This is a genomic window from Chitinophagaceae bacterium (assembly GCA_007695095.1).
Taxonomy (GTDB): domain Bacteria; phylum Bacteroidota; class Bacteroidia; order Chitinophagales; family REEL01; genus REEL01.
The window spans coordinates 25,680-43,365 of record REEL01000125.1; the positions used below are offsets into that span (position 1 = coordinate 25,680).

Consider the following 17,686-nt stretch of genomic DNA (forward strand, 5'->3'; position numbering starts at 1 on the left):
ATAATTTTATAGAAAAATAATACTCCTCAGAAAAAGGCTGAGAATTACTTTTTCAACCTTGGATCTAAAGCGTCTGCTAATCCATCCCCAATTAAATTAAAAATAGTTACGGTTATAAAAATCGCAAAACCGGGGAATATTGCAAGCCACCATGCATCCGGAACGTTTCTGGCATCTGATAGCAAAGACCCCCAGGTGACAACTTCTGCCGGTACACCAATACCTAAAAAGGATAATGTAGATTCAATAAGAATTGCACTGGCCACACCAAAAGCAATTGCAATTAATACCGGCGTCAATGAATTCGGAATCGCATGTTTAAAAATAATTCTGGCTTCGGAATAACCTAAAGCCTGAGCAGCCTCTATATACTCCAGACTTCTAACTCTAAGCAATTCACCTCTGATAAATCGGGCGATTCCTGTCCATCCGGTAATCCCAATAATTACCATTATTATAATGATACTGGGTTGTGTTAGCGCCACGATAGCTAATATCAACAGCAATGTAGGAATAGAGGTTAAAATCTCTATAAATCGCATTACAATGATATCCAGAGCTATATTTATTCTTTTACCGAGCACAGCAACTTTCTTTAATGGTATTGCCAATAGATTTGGAATCAGCATTATACCCATGAAGATAAACAAGCTTATTAAAAACTGACCCAAAAATGCCATTAGACCGGCGCCGAGAGCATCACTTAGTATATAGCTTCTTACACCAAAGGAGTAGAAAATTGCGATGACTAAGAAAAAGATATTTAATAAAAGCCGTATTCGCGACATTTGAAGCCGACTATCTCCAAAATAGCCGGCCATTGCTCCGAAAATAATACCAAAAAAGGCAGCTATAGACATGGAGACCACTCCTACCAGCATGGCTATTCGGGTGGCGTGTATCATGCCGGAAAGAACATCCCTCCCAAGCTCATCTGTACCCAATCGATGTCGCCAATGGGGTGAAGGAACTACCTGATCGTCAAACGGACCAACATAATTACTGTTTAGAAAATCAATATTCGTAGGCCTGTATGGTACCGGCGGCCAAACTACCCGGTCGTATTCCAAAATTTTCCATTCAGCATTTCGGATTTCATCCTGCCAGTCAGCCAGGCCTGCATTTACTAAATAAGATCGAAAAACAGGGAAATAGGTTTTGCCTTCATACTTTGCATAAAGGGGCTTTTCATTTGCTATAAAGTCAGCCATTAAAGCAATAAAAAGAATAAAATATAAAAACCGTAAAGACCAAACAGCTAATCTGTTTTTATTGAACTGTCTTCTGACAATTGCCCAGTAACTTTGATCGGTTTTGTTTTGATTTGCCGGTATTATTACCGGTTCTGTTGATTTTTCTTCTTTCATGAAAATATATTTTTCAAAGCTTTATTTAGCCTTTCTTTGTAAATGAAATTCTTGGATCAACGATAGCATAAAGTATATCAGCAACTAAGTTTCCTATTAAGGTCAAAACAGCTGAAAACATTAAAACAGTAAATACAATCGGATAATTTCTGCTTAAAACCGCAAGGAAACTAATCTGTCCCATGCCCGGAATACTGAAAATAGTTTCAATAACAACTGATCCACTGATTGCCAAAGGAAATAGTGAAGCAAACATTGTAATAATTGGAATCAGAGAGTTTCTTAAAGCATGCTTCCAAATAATAGTTTTATCGTCAAGACCCTTTGCCTTGGCTGTTCTGATAAAGTCCTGCCGGATTACACCCAACATGCCTCCCCGCATTTGCCGACTTATAAAAGCAAATGAAGCATAGGTGATACAAAAAATAGGTAATATTAAATGATAGGCAGTTTCTCTGAATCTGTCAAAGAAAGGTGCTGTATCGGGCAGACTACCTAAACCATGAGTTGGAAATAAGTTCGTCCATGTCCCGTAATCATTCGTAGTAAAGTAAATAACTAATAGAGTTGCTACCCAGAATCCGGGGAGGGAATACAAAATAAATAAGATGGCGGTTGCCCCCCGGTCAAATGCTGTGTCTTTTTTTACAGCTGTCAATACTCCAATAGGAATACTGATTATGTATGCAATAATTATAGAAACAAAATTTAAAATAAACGTCCATTTTATAGCTTCGAACATAACGGAGGATACCGGTCGTCTGTCCTGAAAAGAAATACCGAAATCACCTCTGAAAAACCCTTTTGATCGAAAATCCAGAGCACTGTCATCTCTGAAAGTTAAAGAATATAACCAGGATTTATCTCCGAATAGCCAACGATGATATTGGTTGTTAACACCATAAAAACTTATGCTTGGTATATATTTTTTATAGTGTGTTTGATTCTCTACTACATTTTTGTAATTTTCACTTAAAGCCAATACCTCAGACTCTATAGCTCCGAAAGCCGGTTGGGTTGCCTGAACCTGTAAAATGAGGTTTATGCTGTTATTAATTCTTCTGTCATCATAAGTACGATAAAGTCTGTTTACCTGATCTCTTATGGTTCTGATACCCTCAAAGTTTTCAGCAACTCTGGGAACATTAAAAAGCGCAAACTCCAAAGTGCGAATTGAATTATAATACTCCTGTATCTCTTCCCAGTTTCCATGCTTGTCAATCAGTCGGGAGAGCGTACTGCGCTCATGTGTTCTGTAAACTCTGTAAAGGGTGTCAGGATAAGCGGCACTTGTTAGTGAAAAATAAAAGTTCGGCAAATCATACCCAAAACGTCTGGTCAACTCTATATACTGCCTTTCTCCGGCCATTCTGTCTGTCAAACCTTCTTCAGACCCGGCACTAAGCATTTGCTCAATTGGGTCACCGGGTGCCATTTTGCTTAAAGCAAATGTAATAAGTGAAATAATGAAAAGAGTTGGAATAAATATTAAAATCCTTTTTAGGATATAATTAAACATACACTTTATTTATTGAGTCATTGAAGATTCTGTAAATTCAGGCTTTAACTTGAAAGAGGTCTCGTTGTAGCCGGGACGTAAAATGGATGGTTCCGCATTGTCCCATCTGCTATGAATTGCTAAAAGGTTTTTGGGAGTATATAGGAAAATGTAAGGAACCTCTTCGCTAACAATCTCCTGAAACCTTCTGTACATCTGATTTCTAACTTCAGGATCCAGTTCAACCCGAATGCTGTCAATAAGCATGTCTGACTCCTCTGTACCAAAGCCCACATAATTTGAGCCGTTATTGGAAGATTCAGTATGCCAGATTTGCTTAGGGTCATCAAGTCCCGGGCCACTAATCCAGCCACCACAGAATAATTCAAACTGATGACTTTTTGTTAAGTCAATAAACACGGTCCACTCTTTTACCTGTACATCTATATCTACTCCGGCTCTGCGTGCGTTTTCTTTAAAAATCAAACCAATATTTCTACGGATATCATTACCGGAATTGTATAAAAACTCAAGACGGAGAGTTTCCATATCACCATCAATTTCTTTGTTTAAAATACCGTCACCGGTAAGGTCTTTCCAACCTGCTTCTGCCAAAAGCTCACGAGCTCTTTCTACATTGTAATCTATAGGTCTCAATCCATCGTGATAATATTCTTTAGTCGGGTGAATCGGGCCTATGGTTTCCTCTGCTAAACCGTAATTAATTACTTCAATAATCTGTTCTTTGTCAACTAAATGAGCTAATGCTTTTCTAACTCTAACATCTTCCAGCTTTGGGATTCTCATATTCATACCAATGTAAACATAGCTGTATGCTATAGGAGAATACAAGTTAAAGTTTTGCTGAAATCTGCTATCGTCTGTTAAGTTTATAAAATCTCTTGGACGTAAGCCGGCAATCACATCAAGACCTTGATCTCTCAAAGAAGTAACGGCGGTTGTCATATCGTTAATAATTTCATAGACTATTCTTTGTGGGTTTGCCTGAAACCAACTGTAACGATCTGCCAGTTCATCTCCCCACCAGTCTTCTTTCTTTTGAAGTGTAATTCTTTGTCCGGTTGCCCAACCTTTAAATTCATAAGGACCTGAACCTACAACATATCCAATTTCTCTTTGGTATCTCTCAGAGTTGAAATTATCAGCAAAATCTATGATAGCCCTGTCTCCTCTTATCTTTTCAAGTTCTGTTAGATCAGAAAGTTGCTTTAAGCTATAATTTCTCATTAAGCCGTTGGGATCGTAAACATATTCCGGTAGTACGATGTAGCCACTAAACTCTTCTGCCAACATATATCTTTGGTCAGAATAAAGAGTGAAAAGCCTTGGGTTCTCTTCGTCTATGACAATTTCCTTGATAAAATCCATATAAGGCTTAAGGTGTTCATTATTTACTCTAGGGTTTTTAATGGCTTTAAAAGTAAAGTCCACATCGTGTGCCGTGATTGGGTCACCATTATCCCAGCGCGCTTCCGGGCGAATTTCATAAGTGATTCTCATGCCACCTTCATATTCACCTTCGTCAATTTCTTCAATTATTGGGCGGTCAACAGCCAAAATTCCTACTAACTCCAGAGTTTCGGGGTCTCTGCCTAGCAAAGATTGAAAAATATTTCCCTCTATATAAGTAGAGTTTGCACTGGTTGAATTGATTGGCAATAGCATGTCGGCATCTGCAAGCATATGAATAACCACTTCATTTTTGCTTAAATCTCTTTGTGCTCCGGTGGAACAACTTTGGATTAAGCCTGCAACCGCAATCATTAATATTCCTAAAACTTTAACACTTCTTAACTTGTTCATTGTTTACTGATGATTTTACTTAAAAATTTATTCAAACAAATATAACCTAAAATTGACGTGAACTAAAGTTAACAAAATATTCTTTGAATAAAAAGTCTAACTTTTTTCTATTTTAGGTACATAAATAATAAAGCAAAAATAGAAATTTTGAAATATCTTCAAATCATTTTTTAAAATTAGATAAATAGTCGATAATTATGAAGCAAAAAATATTAATAACGGGAGGCTCTGGTTTAGTTGGCACTTTTCTCGGTAAAATGCTAACTGACAAGGGTTATGAAGTAGGTGTGTTAAGTAGAAATCCCGACATAAATGCTCAACCAAAACAATTTCAATGGAATCCAAAAAAAGCTGAAATTGATGCTGAGGCTTTGAAAAATGTTTTTGGAGTTATTCATCTTGCCGGAGCCGGTATTGCTGATAAACGCTGGACAGAAAACAGAAAAAAGGAAATTATAAGCAGCAGAGTCGAAACAACGAACTTTTTATCTGACTTAATTAAAGAAGGAAAATTCAAACCTCAGGTGTTTATTTCTGCCTCCGGCATCGATTATTATGGTGATAAAAAAGATAAATGGATAAACGAAGAGGAGAAACCTCCGAAAAACTCTTTCATATCAGATGTTTGTATTAGCTGGGAAAATGCAGTTTTAAAAGTAGCTGAAGCCGGAGTGAGGACTGCAATTTTCAGGATGGGAATTGTTTTGGCAAAAGACGGAGGTGCATTGGAAAAAATAGATATGCCGATTAAAATGGGCATAGGAGCATATCTTGGAGATGGTAAACAATATTACACCTGGATTCATATTGAAGACCTCGCAAGAATGTTTTTACACACATTGGAAACAGAAAAAGTTGAAGGAGTCTATAATGCCGGTTCTCCGAACCCGGTAACGAATAAAGAAATGGTAAGCATTATTGCAAAAGTGCTTGACAAAAGACATCTTTTGGCTCCCACCCCGGCTTTTGTTCTAAAAATTGCTCTGGGAGAAATGGCATCTATATTGTTAAGTAGTCAAAGAGCTTCTGTCGAGAAAATAACACAGACAGGTTTTGAGTTTAAATATGATGATGCAGAATCAGCACTTAAAGAAATATATGGGAAAAGCTAAAAGGCAATTCTGTGACCTGTTTTTTTTGACTTTTTTCATTTCAATTTTTCCGCTGAGTTTAATTGCTGACGATAAACTAAAGGAAATAGAAAGGGGTTTTGATTATATTGTAAAATCGGAGCTTAAAACAACATACCAAACTCAAAGCTTTTTACGACAGGCAAGCTCAAATACGAATTTAAATATTCATTTTGCCCGACTCGAAATCGCCCTTGATCCCAATGAAACGTTTTTGAAAGGCTCTGTCACCAAATATTTTATTCCGAAAGAAAATACAAATACTCTTAGTATTGATTTGCATCAGGAAATGCAAGTCGATTCGGTAAAAATTAATAATCAGCCGGTCGGGTATCAACATTTAGCGCATAAAATAGAAATTACCGGTTCTGCCACTTTTCCGGCAGGTATCACAGATTCAGTAACCATTTGGTATAGTGGTGAACCGCCCTCCGGAGGATTTGGCAGTTATTCCCGGGAGTTTGTAGACAACTCTCCCGTAATCTGGACTTTATCTCAGCCTTTTGGTGCATCTAATTGGTGGCCCAGTGTAAACAATCTTGCTAATAAAATAGATTCCTTAGATTTTTATATAAGTGTTCCGGAACCTTTCAAAGCTGTTTCTAATGGTTTGCTCAAAGAAGTGAAACCGGAAACAAACGGCTATCAAACCTGGAAATGGTCACATAGATACCCAATTGCTGTATATCTGGTTGCTTTTGCAGTAGGTGACTATGTGTTTTTTGAAGATACCGTGATGCTCGATGGAAAAGAGATGCCATTGGTGCATTATGTTTATCCCAGTTCTGAAGCCGGCTTTAGAACTCAGGTTGATGAAACAATAGCCCTTTTAGAGTTTTTCTCCGATTTATTTGGGGAATATCCGTTTATTGATGAAAAATATGGCCACGTGCAATGTGGTTTTTCCGGAGGAATGGAGCACCAAACAATCAGTTTTATGGGTAGTTATGATTATCAGCTGATAGCTCATGAGCTTGCACACCAATGGTTTGGGAATAAAATCACCTGTGCTTCCTGGAGTGAGATATGGCTAAATGAGGGTTTTGCTACCTATCTTGCCGGACTGGCATATGAGTTCTTAAAGCCAATTTATCGCCTCCCGTATCAAAACTTTCATCTTCAAAGAATACTAAGTGAGCCGGACGGGAGTGTATATGTATATGAGGCAGATAATGTTCAGCGGATTTTTAACGGGAGACTCTCCTATTCCAAAGCTTCTTTTTTGCTTCATATGATTCGTTGGAAAATAGGAGACGAGGACTTTTTTGACGCCATCAGAAATTATATTTCCGACCCGCAACTTGCTTATGGTTTTGCAACTACGGATGATTTAAAGTATCATTTTGAAAACACATCCGGTAAAAGTCTTAGCTTATTTTTTGAAAACTGGTTATATTCTGAAGGTCACCCGCAAGTAACTCTTAATTGGCATCAAAATGAATCCGGAGAGCTGACAATGCGTTTTGTACAAAAAACATCACATAGCTCGGTAGATTTTTTTCCTTTAAAAATACCTGTTAGGGTTTTCGGGGCCGGAGATAGTATAGACTATGTTTTTGATACTAATTTTCCGGAACAGGTGTTTGCTGAAAATATTAACTTTTCAATAGACTCTATCCAATTGGATCCGGATATTTGGTTAGTGATGGAAAAAGAAGTCGTTCCCGATCCGGATATAAAAAACAACCTAAGAGCAAATCCATTTCGGATTTATCCGGTGCCGGCAAATGATGAACTGAATGTTCGTTTTTTGTTCTCAATAAGCGAACCGGTGGTTATGAATATTTTAGATGTTAGCGGTCGAAAAGTATTGGCTCATGAGGAGCAAAGTCTGATATTAAAAAATACCGATATTACTTTAAACACCGATAATTTAAGTGCAGGAGTTTACTTTTTAGAGGTAATTTCGGGAGGAGAGAGTTTTCAAAAAAAGTTTGTAAAGCAATAAATTACTTAGCAATCCTGAAAATCACTAACATTATTACCGGAATAGGTATGTCTCCCTGAATTTCCCATTCATCTCTGTCTGCACTGGTGAAATCCCTCCGAATTACGTTTCCGCTTTTCGAATATTGGTACCTGCTGTCAAACCTTCTTCGCATAGTTCTTCCGTCCCATTCATATTCTTCACCGGACATTCCCCAGCGTTTTTTTAAAATATTTCCATCCCACTCATATTCATCTTCACTGCCTGTCCAGGTATTTCTCAGTATTGTTCCGTCAAAAGTCCATTCCTGGTCGCCGGCAGACCATCTTTTTTTCAAAACTTGTCCGTCCCAGATAAACTCGTCTCTGGCACCTTCCCACAAGGGTCTTATAGTACCACTGCCCATACTGCTTTTTGCCTCAGGTTTCCATTCAGCAATTTGACCTTTTACGAATGCATCCAGCACTTCATAGTCTTTTATAAACTGAAAAGCCATTACAAGGTGTGTAACCGGAATTTCCTCAGCCGATGAAATGCCAAAACCGATTTTTTCTTCTGAAAGTCCTTTTTTAAACCACAAAGAATCTTCTTCCTGAATTAAACGAAGCATCAAATTTGCATTAAACTCCATTATTCTGTCGCCATAAAAAAATCCTGATCGATGAGTAGTATAGTCAGCTCCGGAGCTGTTTGGCCGGGTGAGTTTTCCACTTCGGGAACCCGTAAAATTCGGTATTTGTACCATCCATTTCATATTTCTCCGCCTGTCATTGTCACCGGTGAATATAATTTTGCCCACAGCATTATACAAAATCTTATTTTCTGAGCTGTGGAGTTTGTTATCTTTAATATAGGCTATCAGCTCTTTATCTGAATTATAAATTAAAAGATCCCGTACATCTTCAGCATATAAATTAAGCGCAAAAATCGGACTCAGAACTAAGCTTAAAAGAAGTAAAAAATATTTCATACACTAAATTTAATCATTTTTGATTTAGTTGTTTCGGTTTTTGTTTTCCTATTTGTAAATAAAAACTAATTTTACCCAAAAATCCCTATGCTAAAAGTCTTTTTAGAAGAATTTGAACCCGGGCGAATTAATGGTAACAATGATATTAACAAACTGGTAAACAGAGTGGTTTTCGACCATGACCTCATAGAAAACGAGCAATTTGACCTTTACATTATTGCAGCAGAGGATTTTAAGCAAGCTGAGGGTGAAAAAAACAATCGCTTTCAGTCAAATGTTATCCGGCAAAAACTCTATGAACTCGTCGCACCATGGAAGTCAGTCAAAATTGCTGATTTGGGAAACCTGATTGATATGGGGGAAGAAAAAAATCTGGAAAACCTTTCTTCTATTTTAGCTGAGGTTTTACAGAAAAAGGGAACGGTTATTTTATTGGGGAATGCTCAATTTTTTGCCTATGCCCAATATCTGGCCTACGTAAAATTGCAGAAACATGTCCAAATGGTATTGGCAGATGAGTATGTAAAGCTCGAAGATTATATGGAGCGCTTTGACAACAACTCTTATCTGACAAAAACTTTTATCTCTGAACCTAACTTTTTATTTAGTTTCTCTCTTTTAGGGTATCAAAGTTATTTTTTACACCCTAAGTATATTGACACTTTAGAAAAGCTTAGTTTTAACACATATCGTCTGGGGGAATTAAGACAAGATTTTAAAGAGGCTGAGCCTATTGTCAGAGATGCCGATATGCTAAGCTTTAATCTCAATAGTTTAAAAAGTGGAGATGCTTTGGGCGTAAATGAGCCTACTCCAAACGGATTTACCGGAGAAGAGGCATGTGCCGTTTGTCGATATGCAGGTCTTAGTGATAAACTCAGTTCCATCAGTATTTTTGAGTATAATAAAAGTAGGGATACCGATGCTCAGACGGCTATGCTTGCAGCTCAAATGTGTTGGTATTTTATAGAAGGTTTTTACAACCGAAAGAATGACTATCCCGAAAAAGAAAATATGGACAACTTCATTCAATATATGGTTACGAATGAAACGCTTGACAGAGATATTGTTTTTTGGAAAAGTAAAAAAAGCGGCCGCTGGTGGATACAACATTATGAAGAGCCGGCAGAAAAATTCTCACAACACAAAACGATACCCTGCTCTTACAATGAATATCTAATGGCTTGTCAGGGTGAAATTCCTGAAAAGTTTTTTAATGCCCGAAAAAGAATGGGCTTTGATTGATTTATTCAAAGACGACTATCACGACTCCTTCCGATTCTGATTTTAAATTAGGCACTCTCAGTATTTCATTATTGAACTCACACTCAATAAACTGTTTTTGCTGAGTTTGAAAATACATGTCGATGCTTTCCAGGAAAGGAAAATTTCCAAAAAGTCCCTGAGAAGTCAGGTCGGTTTGAGCATTATTGTTACCATCATATAAAAACAAGGCGATTACATTTTCATCAGGATCGGCAAACTCTTCTGTTGCCAGCTCATAGCCGTCTATCTTTAAATTGTCCCTGCCATATACAAGCCCCTGATTTGCTAAAAAAACAATGAGTAGGCTTTGATTGTCATCTTCCGGCAAATCATTTAAAACCAAGTCAAGTATGGAGCCTGATTCCGGGAGTGCCCGTAAATATACAAGACTGTTATTGCGTTCAAAACCTTGTCTGAAGTAATGAAAGTTTCTTTGACCGGCTATGTTTGTGTTGACTTTAAATTCATGTTGAATTCCCGGTTGCAAATCCACCGGACCCCACTTACCGTCACTTTGACTATTTATAACAAAAAGAGGTTCCTCTGTTGTTCTTTCTCCTGTATTACTGTTTAATGCATAGATGGAAACAGTTGCTCCGTTTACCGGATTATTTTCTCCCAAAGTAACAACTTTACCCGAAACAGCTGCCTTTGTAGCCGGAGTTATTCCCGTTGTTTCAAGTGTTTTATCCGGATTAAAAAAGGTGAACATAGCTTCAAAAGTTTCAAAAGAAGTGGCTATTTCATAATGGTCTTTTCCCGGAATTACAACATTTTCTGCACCGTTAATATTACTGCTTGAAACAATTTTATCATCCGGTGACCATATATTCATAGTAGGAACTTCTTCATTAGCACCGGCCGGTCCGGGTCTTTCCCCGCTTCCTATGTGAACATATTTTTCTACTTTCAAAGCTCTTTGAGTGTCGGATAAGTAGCTGTAAGATAAATTCCCTCCGGATGAATGCCCAACTAAATGAACAAAGTCTGCACCTGTTTTATCTAATATTTCATCAATAAATAAGTCAAGTTTCGTTTCGTGATCGGCATTTTGGTTTAAGGTGTTCCAATCAAAAGCAAACATCAAATTCTCACAATATTTATTTGAGCTGAAGCGCATAAATTGATTGGCGTAGGTATCTCCTGAAGCCAGCAGGCCATGAATAAAAACTATGGGTGTGCGTGAATCATCACAAATAGGGTCTTTCGGTCCATATTCATCATTTTCGTCTTTATTACAGGAAAAGAAACTAAACATGGATAAAATGAGAACGGCTGTAATTATATTTTTCATCATCGTTTTGGTTGATTTAGCAAGGTATACAATTCAGTAAAATAAATACATTTTTTGGAAAAAGTGATTTTTTTAACAAAAAGATTCCGGAAAAGGAGAAATGTAAAAGTTGTTGAAAAAAGCTATTCGCAATGAAAAAAACGACTTTAAACATAACTATAAAGGATTAAGAGCCTAAAAAGTTATGAAAGTATAGCCAAAAGACCTCTTTTTTCTTTACTGACGGGGCGGAGCAAAAAGCTTTTAAAATTATCTCTGGTAATTCCCAATACTTTCGTTTGGTATGTTTTTTCAAATGTTTTTGATGCTTTGATTTTCTTTTTTGGGTCCCATTCAAATTTATATGCCTTCATGCTTTTAGCGGAAACCTCAATATAATCTGTTTTTTGCTGTTGTTTAGTTCTCCAAAAGTATTTAGCTGTTTCTGTATTGTTGTTGCTAAGCAGCTTTAATCTTTCGCTGACCAGAAAGTTTTCCCACAAATATTTTAAATCTTTTCTTTCGGCTAAGGGCTTGAAATTTTCAATAACTGCATTGCGTAATCCATTGTCATAAAAATAGATTTTTTGGTTTTTTTTGATTTCATATTCCTGTTTTTTACTGTAAGCCGGAATTCTGAAAACGATAAAAGACTTCTCAAGAATTTCGATATAACTGCTTATCGTTTTAGCATCTACATTCAATAAAGAACCCAATTGCTTATAGTTTATCTCCTGTCCTATTTTATTCGCCAGCTCCCTGATTAGTTTATGCATGATGTCCGGTTTGCGGATTTTTGCAGACGGAAGTATGTCTTTGTATAGCGTTTGCTTAAATTGATTGTAAAGTATGATATCCTTATCCACATCATCCTGATGAATTTCCGGATAAAGACCGTAAATCAATAATTCATCTAATTCCTCCGCTTGTATGTCCTCTCCTTTTTGAATCTCTTCAAAGCTTAAAGGCCATAAGTGATATGTCTTAAGGTGTTTATTGTTTTTTTCGATAAAATTATTTAGTTGATCTAATTGTACAGAGCTGTTTATAATCAGTTGCTTTTTAGGAAATTTTTTGCGGATAGTTTTTATTAAATATTCGATGTTGTTTATCTGCTGAGCCTCATAAATAAAAATGACATTGTGCTTTTTAAATAAGGCGTTTAAAAAATCAGGATTTGCAGACTCTAAAGAATTGCGTACATCAAAATCGTCCCCATCCAAAAACAACCATTTGTAATTGGTTTTGATAAAAACATTATGGATTAATGTGTTTTTACCGGCTCTGCGCGGCCCATGAATAAGAATAGTTTTCTTTTTAAACAACTCTTTTAAAATCTCTTTTTCAAGTGCTCTGTTTATCATTTGTGTTAAATTTATATATAAAACAGAATATATTCCTATAAAGTTATAAAATTAACGCATTTGCAAAAAATAAATCTTATGCTTTTTTTATTCAGACGGGATATAATTTTTAAGGGCAAATCATTTTTGCTTTATTTTTTAACTTACTTATCTGCTTATATCTTAGATTTTCATTTAAAAGTTTTGAAGTAGGACTTAAATATTGAATCTTTCTGTTAAATTTGTTTGACGATTGCCTTTTTCATGTTTTTATGATTCTTCAATGATATACTAATGCGCAAGTTATTTTTTTCCTTAGTTTGTTTTCTTATAGTTTCTTCAGTAAAGGGTGGAGGAGAGGTGCCTGCTCCGGGAAAACCACAGACAGAACCTGTTGTTATTAGAAATGGGATTTTGCACACAGTCTCCGGGGATATCATTCCCAATGGAGCTGTGCGCTTCGAAAACGGTATTATCACACATGTTGGTCCAACAGCGGATGTTCCTACCCAAAATGCTGAAGTTATAGATGTTCAGGGCAGTCATATTTATCCGGGTTTAATTGCATGTAATACGACTTTGGGCTTAGTGGAAATCAGTGCTGTCAGAGCGACCAGAGATTTTGATGAAACCGGTAGCCTGAACCCGAATGTACGTTCATTAATAGCATATAATACAGATTCCAGAATTATTCCTACTATTCGCAATAATGGCATGTTGTTGGCTCAGATTGTGCCTCAGGGTGGACGAATACCGGGAACTTCGTCTGTAGTTCAATTGGATGCCTGGAACTGGGAAGACGCGGCCTACGAGACAGACAATGCCGTCCATCTTAACTGGCCGTCGATGTATGTGAGAAGAGGTTGGTGGGCTGAGCCGGGTGGAATACACGCCAATGATGATTATATGGAACAGGTGGATGATATTTTTAGCTACTTCAGAGAAGCCGGAGCATATGCAAAAAAAGAAGACCACCGGCCTAAGAATCTTAGGTTTGAAGCAATGAGGGGCCTTTTTACTAAGGACAAAAAACTGTTTGTTGCTGCCTCATCAGCCAGAGAAATTAAAGCTGTTGTGCGGTTTTTGGAAGAGTTTGACCTGGAGGGAGTAATTGTAGGTGCTGACGATGCTCATTTGGTTGCAGATCTTTTAGCAGAAAAGAATGTGGCAGTTATTTATAAAAGAATTCATTCATTACCACTCCGACAGGATGATGATATAGCCATGGTTTACAGTGCACCTGCAAAACTTTATGAAGCGGGCGTAACCTTTGCACTTAGTTTAACCGGTTCCTGGGAACAAAGAAATCTTCCGTTTATGGGAGGCTCTGCTGCTGCACACGGACTCTCAAAAGAAGCAGCGCTGAAATCATTAACACTTTATCCTGCCCAAATTTTAGGTATTGATGACCGAACCGGTAGTCTGGAGTCCGGAAAAGATGCCAACATTATTGTTTCTACAGGAGATGTTATGGATATGCGCACCAATGATATCACTCATGCTTTTATTCAGGGCCGGGTAGTTGACCTGGATGATAAGCAAAAACGTTTGTATGAAAAGTTCATGCAGCGATATGAATAAGTACACTGCTTTTTTTTCTTTTTACTTTTAGTAGCACCAAGCTGACTTTTTTTCAAAGCATTGATAAAGAAAAACATTTTCTGCGCTAATTTTTAGACAAGTCTAAAAAAATATTTTGCAATGAAAAAAACTATTATTAACTTTGTAAGAAATAAAAAGTTTATAGACATGAAAAATATGTTGTGTGTAATTACAGGATTTTTTTTCCTCTTGTTTTCCTTTTCCATGAATGTTTCAGCAGAAAACACTTTAAATATACTGGCAAAAGATAAATCTTCGGGAGAAACTTTAGCGGGTGTTTCTGTCATGGTAAAAGAAACAAGATTAGTTGGAAGTACGGATTTAAACGGCAAGTTAAAGTTATTTTTCCCGGAAGAGGCAGAATATACTTTGCAATTCACCTATGTTGGCTATGTTCCTCAAGAGTTTAAAGTAACTATACCATATGATAAAGAGGTTTTAACGATAGCCTTGATGCCCGGTGAAATTGGGCTGGATCAAGTTTTCATATCAGCATCACCTACCGGCACAGGCTTTCAATTTCAGGCAGCGGAAGTTTTAAGTGGAGAAAAGTTACAAAGAAATACAAATGTCAGTTTGGGAATGGCTTTAGATGGGATGGCAGGGATTTCTATGCGTTCATTCGGGGTAGTCAATGCCCGTCCGGTGATTCGTGGATTTGATGGCGACAGGGTTTTGGTTTTAGAAAACGGTGAGCGCATGGGTGATTTATCAGCTACCGCCCATGATCATGCAGTTACGCTTGACCCAATGGCTATGGAACGTATTGAAATTATCAGAGGTCCGGCCGGTTTGTTATATGGTTCCAATGCCTTGGGAGGCATCGTAAACATGATAAGTGCCGATATACCTCAAAATTGGAAGCCGGGAACCGGAGGCAAATTGCGATTGCAGGGAGCAACGGTCAATAATATGTTTGGTGGCATGGGACGTTTTAATTATGGATGGGACAATGCAGCTATCACTGGTAGGATTGGGTATCGCTCAGCCGGAGAAATGAATACCCCTGAAGGGAGACTGCCGGGAACTGAACTTGTTCAGTATGAAGGTGCGCTTGGAGCCGGTTTTAGAGGGAAAAATAGTAGTACAGGATTGAGCTTTAGCGCAACAGATATGGTTTATGGATTACCGGAAGCAATAGATGATCCGGATGAATCTGTAGAAATTCGCCTTAACAGACAAGCATTACAGGGAAAAACGGTTTTTCGGACAAACAGCTTTATAGAAAACATTGAATTCAGAATACATGCTTCCCGCTTTTATCAGGAAGAAATAGAAATGGAGATAGAGCCGGACGGAAGTTTAGACGAAGATGTTGAGTTGGAATTTGAGCAGCTGAGCCTGAGTTCTTCATTGATATTGCAACACAAACCGTATTGGATTTTCGATCAGGGGGCTATTGGTTTGAATGTGTATGGCCGGACAATGGAGATAGGTGGTGACGAGGCTTTTTCACCGGGTGACGGAAATATGAATGTGGCGCTATTTACTTTTCAGGAGATCCCACTTTTTCCAACTTTCAGGCTGCAATTTGGAGGCAGATTGGAATATAATTTTTTAAGAACCCGGCCTAACAGGGATATTTTTCCGGACATGCCGGTTTTTGAAAGATCAATGCTTAACTATTCAGCTTCTGCCGGATTCAACTTTAAACCACTTAGAGGTCTGGAGATTGGCGGACAGTTTGCCCGTTCATTTAGAAACCCTACAACGGAAGAGTTGTTTTCTGATGGAGCGCATATAGGTGCCGGAGCCTATGAAATTGGCAATCCGGATTTAGAAGTAGAATCTTCTCTTGGTTCAGATTTGTTTATTAAATGGAATTATTCATTATTATCATTGGAGTTTGCTGTTTTCTCAAATACTATTGAAAACTTTATTACCTATCAACCAAGCGGGGAAATAGATTCCGGTTCGGGTTTGCCGATTTTTATTTACGAAAGTAATCGCGCAAACTTGAGTGGAGGAGAGTTTCAGGTATTATTGAATATGACAGAGAACCTATATGCAAACTTTGTAGCGGATTATGTAAGAGGAAGAAGCGGCAAAGAATTTGAGAAAAACCTGCCATTTATTCCACCTTTTCGATTTGGAGGAGAGCTTGGATTTGACAACAATCGGTTTTATGCTTCTGTAGCTCTTAGGTATGTTGCATCACAAATGGAGACTGCGCCTTTGGAGGAGCCGAGTGGTGAATACTTTCTTTTAGGTCTTAATGCCGGGTACAGGCTTGATTTTCATGGCAGGCATTTGTTTTTTGTTCGCGCTGAAAACCTATTGAATGAATCCTATCGAGACCACCTGACCAGAGTCACTGAACGAAATAATCCAATGCCCGGAAGGAATTTTTTACTTGGGTATAATTTTAGCTTTTAGGTAGAGGGTTGCTTTCCTTTTTTCCTAATTCTTTGAGACTTAGTTTATTTAGAATATGGGCTGCCACTTCCATTGCTACAGAGCCTGTCCGTAGCAACAGCTGTAGTTTTGAACTACGGACTTGGGGATTTGGTAACTATGGTTGAATGTATTGAGTAAAAGTTGTAATTTTATAGAATTCAAAGCTTTTAGTTATATTTAAGGGATGTTTTTCTTTTAAGTTAATTGTATTTATACATGAATCATAGAGATCCAAAAGGGCTTGATTTTGAAGTTGATTATCTGACAAATTCAATTCAAAACGTGGTTACCGGTGATAGTTTTCAAACTGATGTAATATTATGCAGTAATGAAGACTTCAAATTAGTAGCCAAAAAAGAAGGTTGGGTTTTTGATTGGAAATTTGAGTTTAAACAACCGGAAAGGGATATTTATAAACTTTCTATTTTAAACAATCCAAACATTATACAAGGTTTAATGAGCCTTGAAGTAAAAGCAGACCATGTATTTGTTCATTTAATTGAAAATGCACCTTTTAATAAAGGTAAATCAAAAGTTTATCAAGGTGTACCAGGCAATTTGATTGCTTTTGCATGTAAATTGTCTTTTCAAAGAGGACATGAAGGGAATGTTTCATTCATTTCAAAATCACAACTTATCAAACATTACGTTGAAACATTAGAAGCAGTCCATATCGGTAATCAGATAATGATTAGTCAAACTGATGCAGCTTTAAAACTAATCAATAAATATTTTGAAAATGAAAAAAAATAAAATTAAAGAATTAGATGTAGATTCTGTCGGTGGGCAAAAACCATTGTCCAAAGAAGATGAAAAAAAAATTAGTGAATATATTAATTCACAAAAACACTCAAAATCAAAAAAGAAAAGTAGGATTAAAAAAGAAATTTTAAGAAAAAAGAGAGTTTTGTAAATAGATAGCTGCCACATATTCAAGCGAGTGGCTCTAACCTCATTTCCCGTACTTTAACCTCAATAAAAGGTAGCTGTCAGTAGTTTTGAACTACGGACTTGGGGAATAAACTCAACTAACCCCCTCCTATCCGTAGCAACAGCCTGTCCGTAGCGCCCCCGCTACCGGACAAGAAA

General features: G+C 37.3%; 12 protein-coding genes. 6 read left to right on the forward strand and 6 right to left on the reverse strand.

Going from position 1 to position 17,686, the window contains the following annotated elements; translation table 11 throughout:
* Positions 1-44: 44 nt before the first annotated feature.
* Genes EA412_09990 through EA412_10000 form a run of 3 tightly spaced genes read right to left on the reverse strand, consistent with a single transcriptional unit; the run spans position 45 to position 4,689 of the window.
* Positions 45-1,367, reverse strand: coding sequence for an ABC transporter permease (locus EA412_09990; GenBank protein ID TVR77855.1), 1,323 nt, complete (start codon positions 1,365-1,367; stop codon positions 45-47).
* Between the two features lie 25 nt (positions 1,368-1,392).
* Positions 1,393-2,886, reverse strand: coding sequence for an ABC transporter permease (locus EA412_09995; protein ID TVR77856.1), 1,494 nt, complete (start codon positions 2,884-2,886; stop codon positions 1,393-1,395).
* A gap of 9 nt (positions 2,887-2,895) precedes the next feature.
* Positions 2,896-4,689 carry an ABC transporter substrate-binding protein gene (locus EA412_10000; GenBank protein ID TVR77857.1) on the reverse strand — a complete coding sequence of 598 codons (1,794 nt, stop codon included), beginning with the start codon at positions 4,687-4,689 and terminating at the stop codon, positions 2,896-2,898.
* A gap of 197 nt (positions 4,690-4,886) precedes the next feature.
* Here EA412_10000 and EA412_10005 point away from each other — a divergent pair, with 197 nt between their 5' ends.
* Together EA412_10005 and EA412_10010 are read left to right on the forward strand one after the other, a co-directional pair.
* The gene (locus EA412_10005; protein ID TVR77858.1) at positions 4,887-5,801 is read left to right on the forward strand and encodes a TIGR01777 family protein; all 915 of its coding nucleotides are present in this window, start codon (positions 4,887-4,889) and stop codon (positions 5,799-5,801) included.
* Positions 5,755-7,767, forward strand: coding sequence for a T9SS C-terminal target domain-containing protein (locus EA412_10010; GenBank protein ID TVR77859.1), 2,013 nt, complete (start codon positions 5,755-5,757; stop codon positions 7,765-7,767). The genes EA412_10005 and EA412_10010 overlap by 47 nt, the downstream gene beginning before the upstream one ends.
* 1 nt (position 7,768) lies before the next feature.
* Here EA412_10010 and EA412_10015 read toward each other — a convergent pair whose 3' ends face one another.
* Positions 7,769-8,716, reverse strand: coding sequence for a hypothetical protein (locus EA412_10015; GenBank protein TVR77860.1), 948 nt, complete (start codon positions 8,714-8,716; stop codon positions 7,769-7,771).
* Positions 8,717-8,803: 87 nt separating this feature from the next.
* Here EA412_10015 and EA412_10020 point away from each other — a divergent pair, with 87 nt between their 5' ends.
* Complete coding sequence (locus EA412_10020; protein TVR77861.1) at positions 8,804-9,961, forward strand: formiminoglutamase; 1,158 nt, start codon at positions 8,804-8,806, stop codon at positions 9,959-9,961.
* Between the two features lies 1 nt (position 9,962).
* Here the strand turns inward: EA412_10020 and EA412_10025 are convergent, their stop codons facing one another.
* Both EA412_10025 and EA412_10030 read right to left on the reverse strand, forming a co-directional pair.
* Entirely contained in the window at positions 9,963-11,279 is a 1,317-nt protein-coding gene (locus tag EA412_10025) for an alpha/beta hydrolase (GenBank protein TVR77862.1), read from the reverse strand.
* Positions 11,280-11,458: 179 nt separating this feature from the next.
* Positions 11,459-12,619, reverse strand: a complete 1,161-nt coding sequence (locus EA412_10030; protein TVR77863.1) for an ATP-binding protein — start codon at positions 12,617-12,619, stop codon at positions 11,459-11,461.
* Between the two features lie 273 nt (positions 12,620-12,892).
* Between EA412_10030 and EA412_10035 the strand changes: the two genes are divergently transcribed.
* The 3 genes from EA412_10035 (at position 12,893) to EA412_10045 (ending at position 17,350) form a co-directional block, all read left to right on the forward strand.
* Positions 12,893-14,179, forward strand: a complete 1,287-nt coding sequence (locus EA412_10035; protein TVR77864.1) for an amidohydrolase — start codon at positions 12,893-12,895, stop codon at positions 14,177-14,179.
* Positions 14,180-14,299: 120 nt separating this feature from the next.
* Positions 14,300-16,576 (forward strand): TonB-dependent receptor, encoded by a 2,277-nt coding sequence (locus tag EA412_10040; protein TVR77865.1) that lies wholly within the window; start codon positions 14,300-14,302, stop codon positions 16,574-16,576.
* 237 nt (positions 16,577-16,813) lie between these two features.
* Positions 16,814-17,350, forward strand: coding sequence for a hypothetical protein (locus EA412_10045; protein TVR77866.1), 537 nt, complete (start codon positions 16,814-16,816; stop codon positions 17,348-17,350).
* Positions 17,351-17,686 lie beyond the last annotated feature (336 nt).

Excerpts from the sequence above, each read along its gene's own strand:
- EA412_09995 (TVR77856.1), bottom strand. The coding sequence starts at position 2,886 with ATGTTTAATTATATCCTAAAAAGGATTTTAATATTTATTCCAACTCTT.
- EA412_10005 (TVR77858.1), top strand. The coding sequence starts at position 4,887 with ATGAAGCAAAAAATATTAATAACGGGAGGCTCTGGTTTAGTTGGCACT.
- EA412_10010 (TVR77859.1), top strand. The coding sequence starts at position 5,755 with ATGATGATGCAGAATCAGCACTTAAAGAAATATATGGGAAAAGCTAAA.
- EA412_10015 (TVR77860.1), bottom strand. The coding sequence starts at position 8,716 with ATGAAATATTTTTTACTTCTTTTAAGCTTAGTTCTGAGTCCGATTTTT.
- EA412_10040 (TVR77865.1), top strand. The coding sequence starts at position 14,300 with ATGAAAAAAACTATTATTAACTTTGTAAGAAATAAAAAGTTTATAGAC.
- EA412_10035 (TVR77864.1), top strand. The coding sequence starts at position 12,893 with ATGCGCAAGTTATTTTTTTCCTTAGTTTGTTTTCTTATAGTTTCTTCA.
- EA412_10000 (TVR77857.1), bottom strand. The coding sequence starts at position 4,689 with ATGAACAAGTTAAGAAGTGTTAAAGTTTTAGGAATATTAATGATTGCG.
- EA412_10025 (TVR77862.1), bottom strand. The coding sequence starts at position 11,279 with ATGATGAAAAATATAATTACAGCCGTTCTCATTTTATCCATGTTTAGT.
- EA412_10045 (TVR77866.1), top strand. The coding sequence starts at position 16,814 with ATGAATCATAGAGATCCAAAAGGGCTTGATTTTGAAGTTGATTATCTG.
- EA412_10020 (TVR77861.1), top strand. The coding sequence starts at position 8,804 with ATGCTAAAAGTCTTTTTAGAAGAATTTGAACCCGGGCGAATTAATGGT.
- EA412_09990 (TVR77855.1), bottom strand. The coding sequence starts at position 1,367 with ATGAAAGAAGAAAAATCAACAGAACCGGTAATAATACCGGCAAATCAA.
- EA412_10030 (TVR77863.1), bottom strand. The coding sequence starts at position 12,619 with ATGATAAACAGAGCACTTGAAAAAGAGATTTTAAAAGAGTTGTTTAAA.